At 35.7% G+C, this 15,097-nt stretch carries 16 protein-coding genes; 8 read left to right on the top strand and 8 right to left on the bottom strand.

Annotated elements, in window-relative coordinates; translation table 11 throughout:
• The first annotated feature begins 39 nt into the window (after nucleotides 1–39).
• The 4 genes from tig (at nucleotide 40) to AC04Q1_RS11505 (ending at nucleotide 4,834) form a co-directional block, all read left to right on the top strand.
• Nucleotides 40–1,392: a trigger factor gene (gene tig, locus AC04Q1_RS11520; RefSeq protein WP_478364718.1), complete on the top strand. Its 1,353-nt coding sequence runs from the start codon at nucleotides 40–42 to the stop codon at nucleotides 1,390–1,392.
• A gap of 556 nt (nucleotides 1,393–1,948) precedes the next feature.
• Nucleotides 1,949–2,656: an ATP-dependent Clp endopeptidase proteolytic subunit ClpP gene (clpP, locus tag AC04Q1_RS11515; protein ID WP_316844556.1), complete on the top strand. Its 708-nt coding sequence runs from the start codon at nucleotides 1,949–1,951 to the stop codon at nucleotides 2,654–2,656.
• On the top strand, nucleotides 2,640–3,878 hold the full coding sequence (clpX, locus tag AC04Q1_RS11510) for an ATP-dependent Clp protease ATP-binding subunit ClpX (RefSeq protein WP_478364715.1): 1,239 nt from the start codon (nucleotides 2,640–2,642) through the stop codon (nucleotides 3,876–3,878). Before clpP ends, clpX begins: the two co-directional genes overlap by 17 nt.
• A 92-nt stretch (nucleotides 3,879–3,970) precedes the next feature.
• Entirely contained in the window at nucleotides 3,971–4,834 is an 864-nt protein-coding gene (locus AC04Q1_RS11505; RefSeq protein WP_478364714.1) for an AMP nucleosidase, read from the top strand.
• Nucleotides 4,835–4,916: 82 nt separating this feature from the next.
• Here the strand turns inward: AC04Q1_RS11505 and AC04Q1_RS11500 are convergent, their stop codons facing one another.
• Nucleotides 4,917–5,576 (bottom strand): ATP-binding cassette domain-containing protein, encoded by a 660-nt coding sequence (locus tag AC04Q1_RS11500; RefSeq protein ID WP_478364712.1) that lies wholly within the window; start codon nucleotides 5,574–5,576, stop codon nucleotides 4,917–4,919.
• A gap of 403 nt (nucleotides 5,577–5,979) precedes the next feature.
• Nucleotides 5,980–6,840 (bottom strand): sigma-70 family RNA polymerase sigma factor, encoded by an 861-nt coding sequence (locus tag AC04Q1_RS11495; protein WP_187070491.1) that lies wholly within the window; start codon nucleotides 6,838–6,840, stop codon nucleotides 5,980–5,982.
• Nucleotides 6,841–7,630: 790 nt separating this feature from the next.
• On the opposite strand from AC04Q1_RS11495, the gene AC04Q1_RS11490 reads away from it, so the two are divergent.
• From AC04Q1_RS11490 to AC04Q1_RS11475, 4 genes are read left to right on the top strand one after another with little or no spacing between them, the layout of a single operon-like run.
• Nucleotides 7,631–8,122 carry a DUF2975 domain-containing protein gene (locus tag AC04Q1_RS11490; RefSeq protein ID WP_478364709.1) on the top strand — a complete coding sequence of 164 codons (492 nt, stop codon included), beginning with the start codon at nucleotides 7,631–7,633 and terminating at the stop codon, nucleotides 8,120–8,122.
• Between the two features lie 2 nt (nucleotides 8,123–8,124).
• Nucleotides 8,125–8,937, top strand: coding sequence for a DUF2975 domain-containing protein (locus AC04Q1_RS11485; RefSeq protein WP_478364707.1), 813 nt, complete (start codon nucleotides 8,125–8,127; stop codon nucleotides 8,935–8,937).
• Nucleotides 8,938–8,939: 2 nt separating this feature from the next.
• Entirely contained in the window at nucleotides 8,940–9,551 is a 612-nt protein-coding gene (locus AC04Q1_RS11480; RefSeq protein WP_478364705.1) for a DUF2975 domain-containing protein, read from the top strand.
• A 4-nt stretch (nucleotides 9,552–9,555) separates the two neighbouring features.
• A complete protein-coding gene (locus tag AC04Q1_RS11475) occupies nucleotides 9,556–9,762 on the top strand; it encodes a helix-turn-helix domain-containing protein (protein ID WP_478364703.1) in 207 nt (68 codons plus the stop codon).
• 327 nt (nucleotides 9,763–10,089) lie between these two features.
• On the opposite strand, the gene sucC is transcribed toward AC04Q1_RS11475, so the two are convergent.
• The 6 genes from sucC to AC04Q1_RS11445 form a co-directional block, all read right to left on the bottom strand.
• Nucleotides 10,090–11,289 (bottom strand): ADP-forming succinate--CoA ligase subunit beta, encoded by a 1,200-nt coding sequence (gene sucC, locus AC04Q1_RS11470; RefSeq protein ID WP_316844564.1) that lies wholly within the window; start codon nucleotides 11,287–11,289, stop codon nucleotides 10,090–10,092.
• A gap of 187 nt (nucleotides 11,290–11,476) precedes the next feature.
• On the bottom strand, nucleotides 11,477–12,172 hold the full coding sequence (locus AC04Q1_RS11465) for a hypothetical protein (RefSeq protein WP_478364701.1): 696 nt from the start codon (nucleotides 12,170–12,172) through the stop codon (nucleotides 11,477–11,479).
• A gap of 107 nt (nucleotides 12,173–12,279) precedes the next feature.
• Entirely contained in the window at nucleotides 12,280–12,588 is a 309-nt protein-coding gene (locus AC04Q1_RS11460) for a hypothetical protein (RefSeq protein ID WP_478364699.1), read from the bottom strand.
• 116 nt (nucleotides 12,589–12,704) lie between these two features.
• A complete protein-coding gene (locus AC04Q1_RS11455; protein WP_478364697.1) occupies nucleotides 12,705–13,478 on the bottom strand; it encodes a ferritin-like domain-containing protein in 774 nt (257 codons plus the stop codon).
• A gap of 49 nt (nucleotides 13,479–13,527) precedes the next feature.
• Complete coding sequence (locus tag AC04Q1_RS11450) at nucleotides 13,528–14,598, bottom strand: DUF4153 domain-containing protein (protein ID WP_478364695.1); 1,071 nt, start codon at nucleotides 14,596–14,598, stop codon at nucleotides 13,528–13,530.
• A 5-nt stretch (nucleotides 14,599–14,603) separates the two neighbouring features.
• Nucleotides 14,604–15,095 carry a hypothetical protein gene (locus tag AC04Q1_RS11445; RefSeq protein ID WP_478364693.1) on the bottom strand — a complete coding sequence of 164 codons (492 nt, stop codon included), beginning with the start codon at nucleotides 15,093–15,095 and terminating at the stop codon, nucleotides 14,604–14,606.
• Between the last annotated feature and the right edge of the window lie 2 nt (nucleotides 15,096–15,097).

Raw genomic sequence — 15,097 nt, 5'->3', positions numbered from 1 at the left:
AAAGCTAATTGCACATCTCAATACTCATATCTCAAAAAAATGAATATTACACAGGAAAAAACCGGCAACTTAAATGCTGTTGTAAAAATCAAAATCGCACCTGCTGATTATAGTGGAAAAGTAGATAAAGCCATTAAAGATCAAGCTAAAAAAGCACAATTACCTGGTTTCCGTAAAGGAATGGTTCCTGCTGCCCACATTAAAAAAATGTATGGCAAAAGTATTTTGGTAGAGGAAGTGAACAATTTGTTAAACGATACTTTATCTAATTATATCGCTGAGCAAAAATTAGAAATTTTAGGTCAACCACTTCCTAAAATGGATGATGAGCGCGAATTTAAATGGGACAATACAGATGATTTCGAATTTGATTATGAGTTGGGTTTAGCACCTGCCTTTGATGTAAACGTTTCATCTAAAGATAAATTTACCGAATACGTAGTTAAGGCTGATAAAGAAACTTTAGAAAGCCGCATTAAAAACATCCGTCGTAGCTACGGTAAAATGACCAACCCTGAAATTTCGGCTGATGACGACGTGCTTTATGCAGAATTAACCCAGGTAGCTGCAGATGGTACTGCAGTAGAAGGTGGTATTACCAGTACAGGAAGTGTGCGTTTGGACCAGATAAAAGATAAAAAAATCCTTAAATCGCTAATCGGTTTAAAGAAAGATGATGAAGTGACGATCGATATCCAAAAAGCATTTGAAGATGCTGCGGTAATCGCTAAAGCTTTAAACATTTCGGAAGAAGAAGCGGCTGAGTTGAAAGCGAACTTCAAACTTCAGGTTAAAAATGTGAACCGTTTAGAAGAATCAGATTTAAACCAGGAGTTTTTTGATAAAATATTTGGTGAAGGTGTAGTGACCGACGAAGCTGGTTTTAAAGCAAAAATTACTGAAGAGGTAGAAAGCATGTTTAAACAAGATGCTGAACGTAAATTATCAAACGATATTTACGAAGCGCTTTTAGTTAAACACAACTTCGAATTGCCGGATGAATTTTTACGTCGCTGGTTAAAAGCCACAAACGAAAAATTAACCGACGAAGAATTGGCTGAAGGTTATGATGATTTTGCCAAAAACCTTAAATGGACTTTAATCGAAAACAAAATCATTAAAGACAATGCTATCGAAATTAAATATGAGGATGTAGTTCAGGCAGCTAAAGCCAAATTAGATGCTCAATTTAGAATGTACAGCCCAAGCCCGCTTCCTGAAGATCAATTGGCACAATATGCCGTTCAGTTTTTACAGGAAAAAGAAAATGCCAACCGTGTTTTTGAAGAGGTAAAAGCTTTAAAAACTTTCGAACAGATTAAATCTATCGTTACTTTAGATCAGAAAGATATTGATTACGATAAGTTTATTGCGCTGGATAAAAAGGCATAGGGCATAGCGCCAAGCGATTTTAATGTCATGATATAAAATCTTATTTTACTGTATGGCAAAATTTAGATTTGCTAATTTGGCAGAGAGCGATAATTGTAGGTAATAAATTGATTGATATTTCTGAGTAATTAGAAGAAATAAAAAAGTTTAGATACGCTAAGAGCAGCTTCGAGGGCTGCTCTTAGCGTATCTAAATAATATTGTATAAGGTTCCGGCTCCAATCCTCAGCCGACTTTCGAAGATTCTGCAATTTTGCACACCGATCTGCTTTTAAAAATGCCAATACTCTTTTGGTGTTAAAATTAAGATTACTAGTTTCTGACAAGGATTTGGCAGGTTTGTTAGAAGATTTAGATATTTTAGCGATGATGATTTCTAGCTTTTCAAAAAGTTTGAAATAGAGGGCGTGCTATATTGTCATAGATTTTGATATGGTATGCTCTTTGTCTAATCATTACATAATTGAAATATTATTTATATTTTGGTTTTTTTATTATTCACGAAACGATGGGGAACAGGAGCTTAAAACTCTATTCCCTGCTAAAAACTCACATAATGAACATAGATTCACAAGAATTCAGAAAATTTGCCGTTAAACATCAGGGGATTGGCGGTTTACACGTAGATAAATTTATTGCACAGGCTAATCTTTCGCCGCAATCTATGACGCCATATATTATTGAAGAACGCCAGATGAACGTAGCGCAGATGGATGTTTTTTCAAGGTTAATGATGGACCGGATCATCTTTTTAGGAGATGCGATTTACGATCAGAATGCAAATATCATTCAGGCGCAGTTGTTGTTTTTGCAATCAACAGATGCTGAAAGAGACATTCAGATCTATATTAACTCGCCAGGAGGCTCAGTTTATGCTGGTTTAGGTATTTATGATACCATGCAATATATTCAGCCAGATGTAGCCACCATCTGTACAGGTATGGCCGCATCAATGGGTGCTGTTTTATTGGTTGCTGGTGCAGAAGGAAAACGTTCTGCCTTACCTCACTCAAGGGTAATGATTCACCAGCCATCAGGAGGTGCACAAGGTGTGGCATCTGATATGGAGATCAACTTGAGAGAAATGTTGAAATTGAAAAAAGAATTATACGATATCATTTCAGAGCACTCTGGTCAAACTTACGATTGGGTTGAGAAAGCTTCAGATCGTGATTACTGGATGAGTGCTGAAGAAGCCAAAGGCTTTGGTATGATTGATGAAGTGTTATCGAGAAACGCAAGAAAAAATGGCGAAACAAAATAAAGAATCCCGTTGCTCATTCTGCCATTCTGGCAAGCATGAAACTTTAATGTTGATTGAAGGGATGGATGCATTTATCTGTGATAAGTGTGTAACCCAGGCCAACCAATTGCTTGCACAAGAATTAGGAACCAAAGGGACAAAAAATATTCAGGAGGCGATTAATTTATTAAAGCCTCTTGAAATTAAACAGCACATCGATCAGTATGTAATCGGTCAGGATGATGCTAAAAAAGTATTGGCTGTTGCTGTTTACAACCACTATAAACGTTTAAATCAAAAAGTTGATAAAGACGAGATCGAGATTGAAAAATCGAACATCATGTTGGTGGGTGAAACCGGAACCGGTAAAACGCTTCTGGCCAAAACCATTGCAAAAATTTTGCATGTGCCTTTCTGTATCTGCGATGCAACTGTTTTAACAGAAGCTGGCTATGTAGGTGAAGATGTTGAAAGCATTTTAACCCGTTTGCTTCAGGCTGCAGATTATGATGTAGCAGCTGCAGAACGCGGTATTGTATATATCGATGAAGTGGATAAGGTGGCGCGTAAAAGTGATAACCCTTCCATTACACGCGATGTATCAGGAGAAGGTGTTCAGCAGGCTTTATTGAAGATTTTAGAAGGAACAGTGGTTAATGTTCCACCTCAGGGCGGACGTAAGCATCCTGATCAAAAAATGATCCCGGTAAACACCAACAATATCCTGTTTATCTGTGGTGGTGCATTTGATGGTATTGAACGCAAAATTGCAAACCGTTTACGCACACAGGCTGTAGGGTATAGGGTAAAGAAAGATGAGACCGTATTGGATCTTAAAAATCTTTATAAGTATATTACACCTCAGGATTTAAAATCTTTCGGATTGATTCCAGAATTAATTGGCCGTATACCAGTTCTTTCTCACTTAAATCCGCTAGATAAAGAATCTTTAAGAAACATTTTAACCGCACCTAAAAATTCATTGATCAAACAATATATTAAGCTTTTTGCTTACGAAGATGTTAAATTGGTTTTTGAAGATGATGTTTTGGATTTTATTGTGGATAAGGCAATGGAATATAAACTCGGGGCACGTGGATTAAGATCGATCTGTGAAGCGATTATGTTGGATGCGATGTTTGATACACCAACGCAGACGGATGTCAAGGAATTGCACATCAACCTCGATTATGCGATAGAAAAATTTGAAAAGGCCGACTTTAAAAAGTTGCAGGCCGCATAAAAATTCAAATCCTCTCGCGAAAGCGGGGGGATTTTTTTTTATAATATTTATTAACGCTAAGCGCCCTGCGCTATGCTCAAAACTAAAAGAATATGAACGAAGAAAAAGACGTAAAAAAAGACGAGGCCATTGTAGAGAAATCAAAAAAAGTAAAAGAAGTAGAAAGTCCGGTCAAATCTGGATTAAAATCGAAAGATGAAATTGTTAAAAATTGGTTGCCGCGTTATACAGGCAGATCTTTAGATCAATTTGGCGATTATATTCTGTTAACCAATTTCAGCAAGTATGTAACCATGTTTTCTGAATGGAATGATAATGCCCCGATTATGGGCTTAGACAAGCCCATGCAGAGTGTAACGGCAAATGGCATCACCATTATTAACTTTGGTATGGGCAGTCCGTTGGCGGCAACCATGATGGATTTATTAACCGCGATTAAACCTAAGGCAGTTTTGTTTTTGGGTAAATGTGGCGGTTTGAAAAAGAAGAATCAATTGGGCGATTTAATCCTGCCGATTGCGGCCATCAGAGGCGAAGGGACATCAAATGATTACCTTCCGGCTGAAGTGCCCGCATTGCCAGCCTTTGCCTTGCAGAAAGCGATTTCAACCACCATACGCGATCACGGTAGAGATTACTGGACCGGAACCTGTTATACCACTAACCGCAGGGTTTGGGAGCACGATAAAGAATTTAAGAGATATTTGAAATCTTTAAGGGCCATGGCGGTAGATATGGAAACCGCTACCATCTTTACTACAGCATTTGCAAATAAAATTCCGGCTGGCGCATTGCTTTTGGTTTCAGATCAACCAATGATTCCTGAAGGTGTTAAAACGGCAGAAAGTGATAGCGCTGTTACGGAGAAATATGTGGAAACACATTTACGTATCGGTATCGATTCGCTGAAACAACTTATCAATAACGGATTAACGGTTAAACATTTGTTGTTTTAACCTATCATCAGGCAGGCCACAAGACTCAAAGCGTACCAGGATATTTCTTCGTGCCTTCGTGTCTTGGTGGTAAAATGCTGCGTTAAGCTGTAAATCCTGGTAAGTATCCATGCAAGACCAAATCATCTTCAGTCTTAATGTTATAATTGCATCTATTGTGCAAGAGCACAATCCGATCAGAAACAGCTAGGATTGATTTATAATAATGATCGGTGATGATAAATCCTTTATAGGCTTTTACCCGGTTAATATGGCTCTTCAATTCCTCTACCCATAAAGGCGACAATTGTGAAAACGGCTCGTCTAACAGTACAAATTCGGCATCGCTATAAATCATCAACAGGCATTCAATAAAACGGCATTCACCACCTGACAAATTATAAAACTTCGAATGCAGATGATGAGCAATAAACTCAATTTGATGTAATTCGGACTGGTGCTTTTTACAAAAAATATCGATCGCCTGCGCTACATTGATCTGGTCCGGAATAAATCTGTCTTGAGGTAGGTAAGACAAGTTCTTTGATAAGTAACCTTTGTTATAGATCTTATTATTGATATTGAGGTACTTGAAGTTTGCTTTTACGCTTCCGAAAATGATTTTCAGCAAGGTTGATTTGCCCGATCCGTTTCTGCCCAGTAAGCCCACTACCTCACCAACTTCACAATTGAGGTAAACGCTGCTTAATACTTCCCGGTCTGCAAAAGATTGGTTAACGCTATCAATAAAAAGTCCTTGCATATCCATGATATGATTAAGATTCCGATAAATATAATTAAATCATACAGCACTAAGTTTGTGATGATTTTTTTTAAGCTTATACCCTGGTTCTTGAAGAAGTAGGAGGTAGGTAAATAAAACATAAAGTAGATCCCTATTGAAAATAACCAGCCTATAAGTTTGAGGAATATGGCAAAAGAATATATACCTGGTTGTTTAAAGCCATTTAAAATGAAAAATACTGATGTTAAAATGCTCACCAATATGTTCCATATGAAAATGGGTTTGTAAATAGATATGGATTTCTTGAGCAGGTTAATCGACATGATTTAAAGATATGAAATCATAACGATAAACTTAGTTGTTTATGAAAAAAAAAGACCGGCATTAGCCGGTCTTTTAATATTTGTGTGAAGATAATTTTCTATCCTAAATAAGATTTTAAGATTTTACTTCTTGAAGTATGACGTAAGCGTTGTAGCGCTTTATCTTTAATCTGACGAACGCGCTCGCGTGTTAAGTTAAATTTCTCGCCAATTTCCTCTAAAGAAAGTGGGTGGTTAGAACCTAAACCAAAGAATAAAACGATAATTTCTCTTTCTCTTTCCGTTAAAGTAGATAAAGAACGTTTGATTTCTTCAGATAAAGACTCGTTGATCAATGAGCTATCGGTATTTGGCTCATGGTTTTCCAGTACATCCAACAACGTATTTTCTTCGCCTTGAACAAAAGGAGCATCCATTGATACATGGCGGCCAGAGTTACTTAAGGTATCTGATATCTTATCTACCGTGGTTTCTAAAATATCTGCTAATTCTTCAGGAGATGGCTCACGTTCAAATTCCTGCTCTAATTTAGAGAAGGCCTTACTGATTTTACTTAACGAACCTACCTGGTTTAAAGGCAAACGAACAATACGGCTTTGCTCGGCAATTGCCTGCAAAATAGACTGACGGATCCACCAAACGGCATAGGAAATGAATTTGAAACCTTTGGTTTCATCAAAACGTTTTGCTGCTTTAATTAAGCCTAAGTTACCTTCGTTAATTAAATCTCCTAGAGTTAAACCTTGATTTTGATATTGTTTTGCAACAGACACAACGAAACGTAAGTTGGTTTTAGTTAAGCGCTCTAATGCGGCCTGATCGCCTTCACGGATTTTCCTTGCTAAAATTACTTCTTCTTCTGCTGTGATTAAATCTACTTTACCAATTTCGTGTAGGTATTTATCTAACGACTGACTTTCACGGTTGGTTATGGATTGCGTTATCTTGAGTTGTCTCATTTATACGTTTTGTGTGCTCTTTAATTATTGAAGTGTGCAAAGTTACGAAATTGTATGGCAATCCGAAAGGATAAAATGCTGAAAATGTTACTGTTTGCACATGTTTTTTACACTTTTACTTACAACAAAAATCATTCCAAGAAAGTTTTTGGCATATTTCTTCCGATACAACACGGTGTAGCTGTATATCAATATTTATTTATTGTAAATCAATAAATATGTTTTGATTTGTAATAAATATTTTTTTATGTTTGTCTTGTAAATAATTAAATAAATATGACGTTTCTTAAATTTCTATTTTTCAGGTTAAAAAATGTGCCTGTCAATTATTGGGTGATTTTGGCCTTAAGATTTTTTGTCAGATTACTCGGCGTAATAACCGTTTTTTACTTTTTGGTCTGCTTGGATTCTGAAAGAGCGAATGGGACAAAGTATCTCTATAACTTAATTTCTACAATTTTTTATGCACTATTTTTTGTGTTTCTAGAATGGTATTTAAAAGCTTCATTAAAAAATGATCAAAAGAATGAGGTGCTTAAATGGCTTAATATTTTAAAATGGGTTCCACTTTGTCTTACAGTGATCTTAGTATGTTTAACGGCGAAACTTAACTCCTTTATCTGGCCAAAAGAAACTGTTGAATATGTAATTTATTCTTACACCCGGGTGTGGCCAATGGTTTTTATCCCAAATTTAAGTTTTATCATTATCACCCTGCTAATTTTTTATGCTTCAGCGATACTCGTTAGGAATAAGCAGCTAAAAGAGGAAAACGATTTAACGATTTAATATGAAAACGCAGAATCAAATTAAACTGATTAAAATAGGTTATGTGGCAACACTTTTAATCGTAATACTGTTTTCGCTTAAAGACGCATCCAAGAGCTTTGAAGAAGGATATACAGATGGAAGTAGAGGCGGTCTGTTGGGTCTGGTAGAGGGTTTATTTATATTGACAATTATGTTCTTTAGTTCAAGGGTATTAGTTTATCTATATCGTTTTATTAATTCGATAGAGATGGGCAATGTTTTCAGTGCTGAAAATGTAGGGCGACTTACGCATATGGGATGGTATTGTACTATGATTCCATTTCTGCTGTTTATTTACAACGCTATGATATATGCAAATCAATTAAACAATCGCCAGGATTTAGTATTTAAGATAATTGAAAATGTTGATTTTCAGATCTGGTTGTTGATTTTTGGTCTAACCCTTTTAACAATAGCATTTGTATTTAGAAAAGGAATTCAGTTGCAACAAGAAAACGATTTAACGATATAATCATGAAATATAGAATACTTGCCAGAATTATTAAGGCCTTTTTAATGTTATTACTCATTCTTTTTAGCTTCTCGATAATTCTCCAGGTTGGAAGCAATATCTTTAACTTCCCCAGCTACATAAAAATACCTGGAAGTGGGCAGTTTGGAGATAAAGAGAAAGGGTATTTAGTGCCTATGTATTTCCGTACAAGTATTCCGGATACAGTTGTTCGATATAAAAATGGTAAAACAATAGAAGATTTAAGAATTTTTAAGGTTGCTGATCAAACTTCCTATAAAAAATATCACGATTCTACTGTTATAAATAAATTCGTAAATAAGCTAGTGAATGGACCCGCCGATTACAACGTGGATATATCAAATAATATAACGTTAAATGGCTATGCGCTTTTAAAAGTTAATTCTAATCAAAGTACTTATACGTTTTTATGGGCATTGTTTGCCTTAGTTAGAGGGGTATTCATATTTACTTTGTTTGTAATATTAATTAAGCTCATCAATGTTTATTTAAAAGGCAACTTTTTGGTTGTTAGAAGTTTTAGGTTAATAACATGGCTTGGGATACTGTTTGTTTTGCGTGAGGTAATTGAAATAATTTATGTTTACACGGCTGGTGCAATTGTAAATAATGTATCATTAAACACAAAATCCTTAATTGGAAATCAGGTGATAGACAATGTTGAAATGAGTTTTAATAGTGGAGGATCCACGGTTAGTTTTTCTAATGTTGGAGTAGGCATCATCATTATCATCCTATCAAAAGTTATTAAAGATGCGGTGTTAATTAAACAAGAAAACGACTTAACGATATAGCGATGAATAACTCTAGTTCTTTTTTTGGTATAAAAGTAAAATTTTGGATGGCATTGACTTTTATTATTTTATATTCTTTTTTAACAGTACCTAGGTTTTTAACCGATAGATTTGTAGGCCATATGAGTGTAAAACCGGTATTTAATGTGAACGATAAATCCAATTTGGTGAAATTAAGCGACGGTAATACATTGGTCAAACAAGATATTGGAAGATTACAGTGGAAGCCCAAGAATAAAAGAGAAATCTTTCTTCTGATGTTAGCAGATAGTGAAAGATCCATTATAGTTGATTTAGCTTATTTTTTTATTGTTGTAATATTAGCTATTATCCTCTTTAATAATGTTGGCGATGATGCTATTTTTTCTTCAAAGAGTATAGGTAAACTAAGGATTATTGGCTTTTTTATATTGATATACCCTTTTCTCTTAATCTACTTAAAACCACTTTTATGTAGCCTGGCAATTGAAATGTTAACGGATGATAACTATACAGGAGTATATTCAATTCAGCCGAATTTAGGATTTAATATTTGGGTGCTGCTTATTGGTTACTTTGCTTTTATGTTAAATAGAGCAAAGGATTTGCAGCGAGAAAACGATTTAACGATATAAGCCCATGCCCATAATTATAAATTTAGATGTCATGCTTGCCCGTCGCAAAATGTCGCTTACCGAATTGAGTGAGCGGGTAGGGATTACGATGTCTAATTTATCGATATTAAAAACCGGTAAAGCGAAAGCAATTCGTTTAGAGACTTTGGAGTCTATCTGTGCAGTTTTAGAGTGCCAGCCGGGTGATATTTTAGAATTCCGTGCAGAATAAACCTCGCAGGTTTTAGCAACATTCAAGGTTTGTTCAAAACCAGGAGCCACAATCCCCGGTTAATAAAACTGATAGAACGGAAATACTTTTTGCTGCAGGGCCTTCGACTCCATTCAGACTGACGAACACAAAAAGATTGAAGAGATAGCAGGAGAGGAGGCCGCTATAATAACAGAACCACCCATTTTCAAAATTATATTGTTCGCCTATTTCAAACCTGATAGGGTTCTTGTAATAAACATCCCGTCCCTGCGGACACCCCTCTAAAAGAGAAGCCTTCCAGTTTTAACTGAAAGGCTTTGAATATGATTTTGCTTTAAGCTTAAACTATGCTTGTTCAGCCAATACTTTAGTTACTAAATCGGCAGCTTCTTTTAAAGCAATTGCCGAATAAACCTGAAGGCCAGACTCGTCAATTAATTTTTTAGCTTCTACTGCATTTGTACCTTGTAAACGGCAGATAATCGGCACCGGAATGTTACCAATTTCCTGGTAAGCGTCAATAACACCTTGTGCAACACGATCACAACGAACAATACCGCCGAAAATATTAATCAAAATAGCTTTAACATTTTTATCTTTTAAAATGATGTTGAAAGCCGCTTTAACGGTTTGCGCATTTGCGGTTCCACCTACGTCTAAGAAGTTAGCAGGTTCACCACCAGCCAATTTAATGATATCCATGGTAGCCATTGCCAAACCAGCACCGTTAACCATACAACCTACGTTACCGTCAAGGTTCACAAAGTTGAGGTTAGAAGCGCTTGCTTCAACTTCCATTGGATCCTCTTCCATGGTATCGCGCATTGCTGCGTAATCAGGATGACGGAATAATGCATTTTCATCTAAATCAACTTTAGCATCAACAGCGATAATTTTATCATCACTTGTTTTTAACACCGGGTTAATTTCAAACATTGAAGAATCAGTTGCATCATAAGCTTTGTATAAAGCGCTTACGAATTTAACCATTTCTTTATGTGCAACACCACTAAGGCCTAATTTGAAAGCAATTTTACGTGCCTGAAAACCTTGTAAACCAACTTTAGGATCAATTTCTTCTTTGAAAATTAAATGTGGAGTGTGCTCGGCAACTTCTTCAATATCCATACCCCCTTCGGTACTGTACATGATGATGTTACGGCCTTTTGCACGGTCTAACAATACTGAAATGTAGAATTCTTTGGTTTCAGAAGCACCTGGATAATAAACATCTTGAGCCACTAAAATTTTACTCACTAATTTACCTTCAGGACCGGTTTGAGGGGTAACCAATTGCATACCAATAATATCGGTTGCACGTTGCTTCACTTCTTCGAGGTTTTTGGCTAATTTAACACCTCCACCTTTACCGCGTCCACCGGCATGGATTTGCGCTTTGATTACAACCCAATCAGAATTGTAATCTATTTTCAGTTGCTTAGCAGCTTCAACAGCTTGCTCAGGAGTATCGGCAACTATTCCTTCTTGAACGTTAACACCGAAACTTTTTAATATTTGTTTACCCTGGTATTCGTGAATATTCATTTGCTACAAAATTTGCCCAAAGCTACAATTTCAAAGCCTTTAAACAAATAGAAATTGCCGATTTTTTCAGAAAATGAACGTTTTATGTTAATCGGGAAAAAGCGCGACACGAGTACTGCGGTTATTTTGTTTGAACCTCGTTTATTACGCTTAATTTTTAAAAATCAAAGCATGGTTTGTGAATGTTCTACAATACTTTTTTGGCTAAATTTTTAATTTCATCTTTAAATTTTTGGTCGAAAACGGCTTTCAAAACACCGGTTTTCAAGTTGTAAACAAAATATTCAATTTCATCTTTGTCGTTAAATTCTTTATCGCCATTCGAATCTTTAATCAGATCCATTAATATTGAATCATGTTTATCATCTATCTTCCATCTGCTCAGGTGATAATTATTTAGAGATATTCTGGTAAAAGATTTTCCTTCCAGATTAGAGAGGTAAAGTTTATTAGGATCTTTTGCCGTTAATTTTTTATCTCCATCATCATCCGAATCGGTAATGTTATAATAGATAAATTGGTCGGATAGCATTGCCTTTTGATTTGGAGCATTTTCTGAATGACCAATGTTGAATGAATTAATAATCATTTTTTCGTTCGTTAACAGTTCACTTTTTCCTGAAACGATATTATGAAAAATGAGATTCCAATAGTTGACGTTTGCTCCCCTCTTATAACTGTCGAAGTCACCATCATTTAATTTCAATGGGTACAGAACGATATCTGTTTTGTTAACAAGAACAGGAGAATCGTATTCTACTTTAGGTTGTTTCTTGGTTTGTGTACTGATTATTTCGTCAGTGGAAAGGGTTTTGCTTTCTTCGGTACAGGCTGAGGCTAATATTATTATGCCTATTAATACTATTGAGATTGCTTTTTTCATAGTCGTTAATTTTTGTCAGTGAAATTTAATTATAATAAGGGTATTGTGGAACTACCTTCTGATGCACAGGACGTTGGACATGATTAGACAACAGATAAAACATAATTTTAACTCCCTGCAAAGGGAGTTCCGAAGATACCGACCGCTAGTTCTGCCCAGATGAGAAATAAAGCCAATAATATCATAACAAGCACTACCGTCCTAAAAGTGCCTGTTTTTAGATTTCTGATCACCAATTCTATGGCTAAACCTGTACTGAGCAATAAAATTCCTGCAGTTACAAAATCGGAGAGTGTCCATACCACCTCATTTGTAAATTGCATAGCAACCAATGGAATGGCCAATATAAAAGCTGTTACACTTAAAATGATGATAATTCTTAGTCTACCTGAACTAAGTGATGTTTGATTTTTCATGATTTTATTATTTAAATTTTACAGTTAAATCGTTAATGATTAAACCTTTGCTCCCCGATGCGTAATGCACCGGGAAAACTAAATCCAACAAAAGTTTAGCAAAGGTGAGAGGTTAATTATGAAATATTTTGATTTAATCCTTTAAATAAAAATGGTAATCGTTCTTCTTCTTTATATAGGACGGATTTACCCGCAATCTTACCAAGTTTAAAATTCATTTTGTTTAAATAGCGATAAAAGTTAAGCTTACCAGCTTTAAATAATGTTTGATGTGCCAACCAAACCACAATACTTGTGCAGATGAAGAAGCAAGAATAGGCATGGTAAGCAATCCACTTAGAGAAAGCATTTTTTTGATTAAAAATGATATATAAACGTTCTCTTTGGAAAGTAATATGAGCAGCCTCATCAATTAAGATGTCGGTGCAAATCTGTTTGAGTAAAGTACAATTTGTGGCATCTTTTAATGCCTGGTAAAATATTTGTGCCGCGCTTTCCACGGTAATTACAGCGATGGTCCAAAGTTCCATGTTTGTGTTGAAATATCTTATTTTTCGGAATAGGGTATCGCCCCAATCTTTTTTAATTCTTTTTTCTTCAATTAAATCAAGATATATGCCCAGGTTATTTCCGTGTTTTTGTTCTTCCTTTATAAAGAGTTTTACAGCAATCAGGTATTCATTGTCGTTTATTGCTCCAGCATATTTTTCTGATGCATGGATCAAATGTTTACCTTCTGAGGTTTCGCCAAGTTGCCAAGCCTTTAACGACTTCATAATATTATTTTTTTCTTTGTCAGTTAAGTTTGGCTTTAATGTCCAGTCTATCCTTTTAATCGAGGCATTTTCTCTGAAATAATTTATCCAGTGTGTGGAGCTATGCGTTTTCATATGATGAATAGGTTTAATCGTAAATGGATTGATATTAATATGGCTTGTTTTATCTCCTACTGTGCTTGTTCAATCCAAAATATGCTGCTGTATTCCAATCCTGTAAATTCCATGATAACCAGCTAACTTCATTGTAACGGTCTTTAAAATAACCAATGCGCCTGTCCAGCTGGTCTCTGTAAAAGTCTGCTGTTTGGGCTTTGGCAATCTCTTTTCCATATAGATCTTTTGAAGGACTATACGCCAGTTTTGATCGGTTTTGATCTAAAAGAGGTAAGGTTTTGTCTGATAATGATAGCAGGTAATCGGCATCAATACCCACCTGATCACTTTTAGCTAAATTGTATTTCACTATAAAAACATCCCAGTTTATTAAACTAAAAGCTAGTAACAGGGCAATCCAGATATTTCCGTTTACTTTAAATAGATAAAATAAGGTTCGCTGTTTAGCTACTTTGAAATACACGGTAGCAAGTCCAATGACACAGAGTATCGCAAAAACCAATACACCGATCCGTTTGTGGGTTAAACCATGAAATTCGATATAATAACCATCACGGATGAAAACAGAAATGATGAGGATGAAATTTTGAACCATCCAGGTAAAGGCCAAAATTTTAAGGGTCTTGCTTTTACTATAAAAATTCAAGTTTCCGCGGAAAAAATATAGAATTACGGCCATGGCCAGTATGATGCTGAAAATTAAGGCATTTGTGCCATCATGAAGGTCGGCAGAGAAATTTCCGGCAGGTTTGTGTCCAAACCAAAGTGTAGAAATATCAATCAGGTTTACACTGAGTAGCAAGAGGTTCAAAGAAATAAAAGAAATGAACCCGATGATATACTCCGTTTTCAAAGCCATTTTTTTAGTAATAATCTGACTTGTAAAGGTGTGTGCAACTTCATACCAAATGCTTCTGGCTTTCTGGCTGCGTCTTATCCTTAAAAGCTTTTCATTGCAACCGGCTTCCAGTTTTTCGATGCTTTTGTTGTAAAAAGTGATCACTAAACCTGCAGTTATAAATATGCCCAAACAGAAGTGAAAGAAGCGGGGCAGACTTAAATCCTGAAATATAAATCCAAAAATATTGTTTAAAAAGTTGGAAATATTGGTGAGCACCAGATCTAGATAATGCGCAAAAACTTCATTGGCACCACTGTAAATATGAACAAAATAATTAATGGGAGTATAATGTATTTAACCGGTCTGAAAACCGGTCTTAAATTGAATTTCCCAATTTGAATATCCGACAATCTTTTTAGCAGACTTGCAGGGACTGTGATCATCTGCATTACAGTAGCCATACCTGCAATGTAAATGGTGCGTATGGATTGGTAGTGTGCGAAGCCGACAAACAGGACTAAGCTGATGTAATACGTTACGGAGGTTAGTGCAGAATTATTTACCACCACCAATATGGCCGCCAGTAGATGTGCCAGTGCATATATTTTAAACCTGGTGCTTTTAATTACCTCGCTATTAAAGATGGTAACTGTAATGATAAAAATACTGTAAATCAATTGGTTTAATGCTAACCATTCTTTCCAGAAAATGTAGCTAAAAAGCAGGCCACCAATTAAGGTAGAAAGCAATAAGAGGTTGGATTTTGTTTTCATTT

The sequence above is a fragment of the Pedobacter humicola genome, from assembly GCF_056490705.1.
This window is presented reverse-complemented; position numbering and strand designations above follow the sequence as displayed.

What these genes read in the sequence shown, in the direction of transcription:
- tig (WP_478364718.1), top strand. Translation starts at nt 40, where the DNA reads ATGAATATTACACAGGAAAAAACCGGCAACTTAAATGCTGTTGTAAAA.
- clpP (WP_316844556.1), top strand. Translation starts at nt 1,949, where the DNA reads ATGAACATAGATTCACAAGAATTCAGAAAATTTGCCGTTAAACATCAG.
- clpX (WP_478364715.1), top strand. Translation starts at nt 2,640, where the DNA reads ATGGCGAAACAAAATAAAGAATCCCGTTGCTCATTCTGCCATTCTGGC.
- AC04Q1_RS11505 (WP_478364714.1), top strand. Translation starts at nt 3,971, where the DNA reads ATGAACGAAGAAAAAGACGTAAAAAAAGACGAGGCCATTGTAGAGAAA.
- AC04Q1_RS11500 (WP_478364712.1), bottom strand. Translation starts at nt 5,576, where the DNA reads ATGCAAGGACTTTTTATTGATAGCGTTAACCAATCTTTTGCAGACCGG.
- AC04Q1_RS11495 (WP_187070491.1), bottom strand. Translation starts at nt 6,840, where the DNA reads ATGAGACAACTCAAGATAACGCAATCCATAACCAACCGTGAAAGTCAG.
- AC04Q1_RS11490 (WP_478364709.1), top strand. Translation starts at nt 7,631, where the DNA reads ATGAAAACGCAGAATCAAATTAAACTGATTAAAATAGGTTATGTGGCA.
- AC04Q1_RS11485 (WP_478364707.1), top strand. Translation starts at nt 8,125, where the DNA reads ATGAAATATAGAATACTTGCCAGAATTATTAAGGCCTTTTTAATGTTA.
- AC04Q1_RS11480 (WP_478364705.1), top strand. Translation starts at nt 8,940, where the DNA reads ATGAATAACTCTAGTTCTTTTTTTGGTATAAAAGTAAAATTTTGGATG.
- AC04Q1_RS11475 (WP_478364703.1), top strand. Translation starts at nt 9,556, where the DNA reads ATGCCCATAATTATAAATTTAGATGTCATGCTTGCCCGTCGCAAAATG.
- sucC (WP_316844564.1), bottom strand. Translation starts at nt 11,289, where the DNA reads ATGAATATTCACGAATACCAGGGTAAACAAATATTAAAAAGTTTCGGT.
- AC04Q1_RS11465 (WP_478364701.1), bottom strand. Translation starts at nt 12,172, where the DNA reads ATGAAAAAAGCAATCTCAATAGTATTAATAGGCATAATAATATTAGCC.
- AC04Q1_RS11460 (WP_478364699.1), bottom strand. Translation starts at nt 12,588, where the DNA reads ATGAAAAATCAAACATCACTTAGTTCAGGTAGACTAAGAATTATCATC.
- AC04Q1_RS11455 (WP_478364697.1), bottom strand. Translation starts at nt 13,478, where the DNA reads ATGAAAACGCATAGCTCCACACACTGGATAAATTATTTCAGAGAAAAT.
- AC04Q1_RS11445 (WP_478364693.1), bottom strand. Translation starts at nt 15,095, where the DNA reads ATGAAAACAAAATCCAACCTCTTATTGCTTTCTACCTTAATTGGTGGC.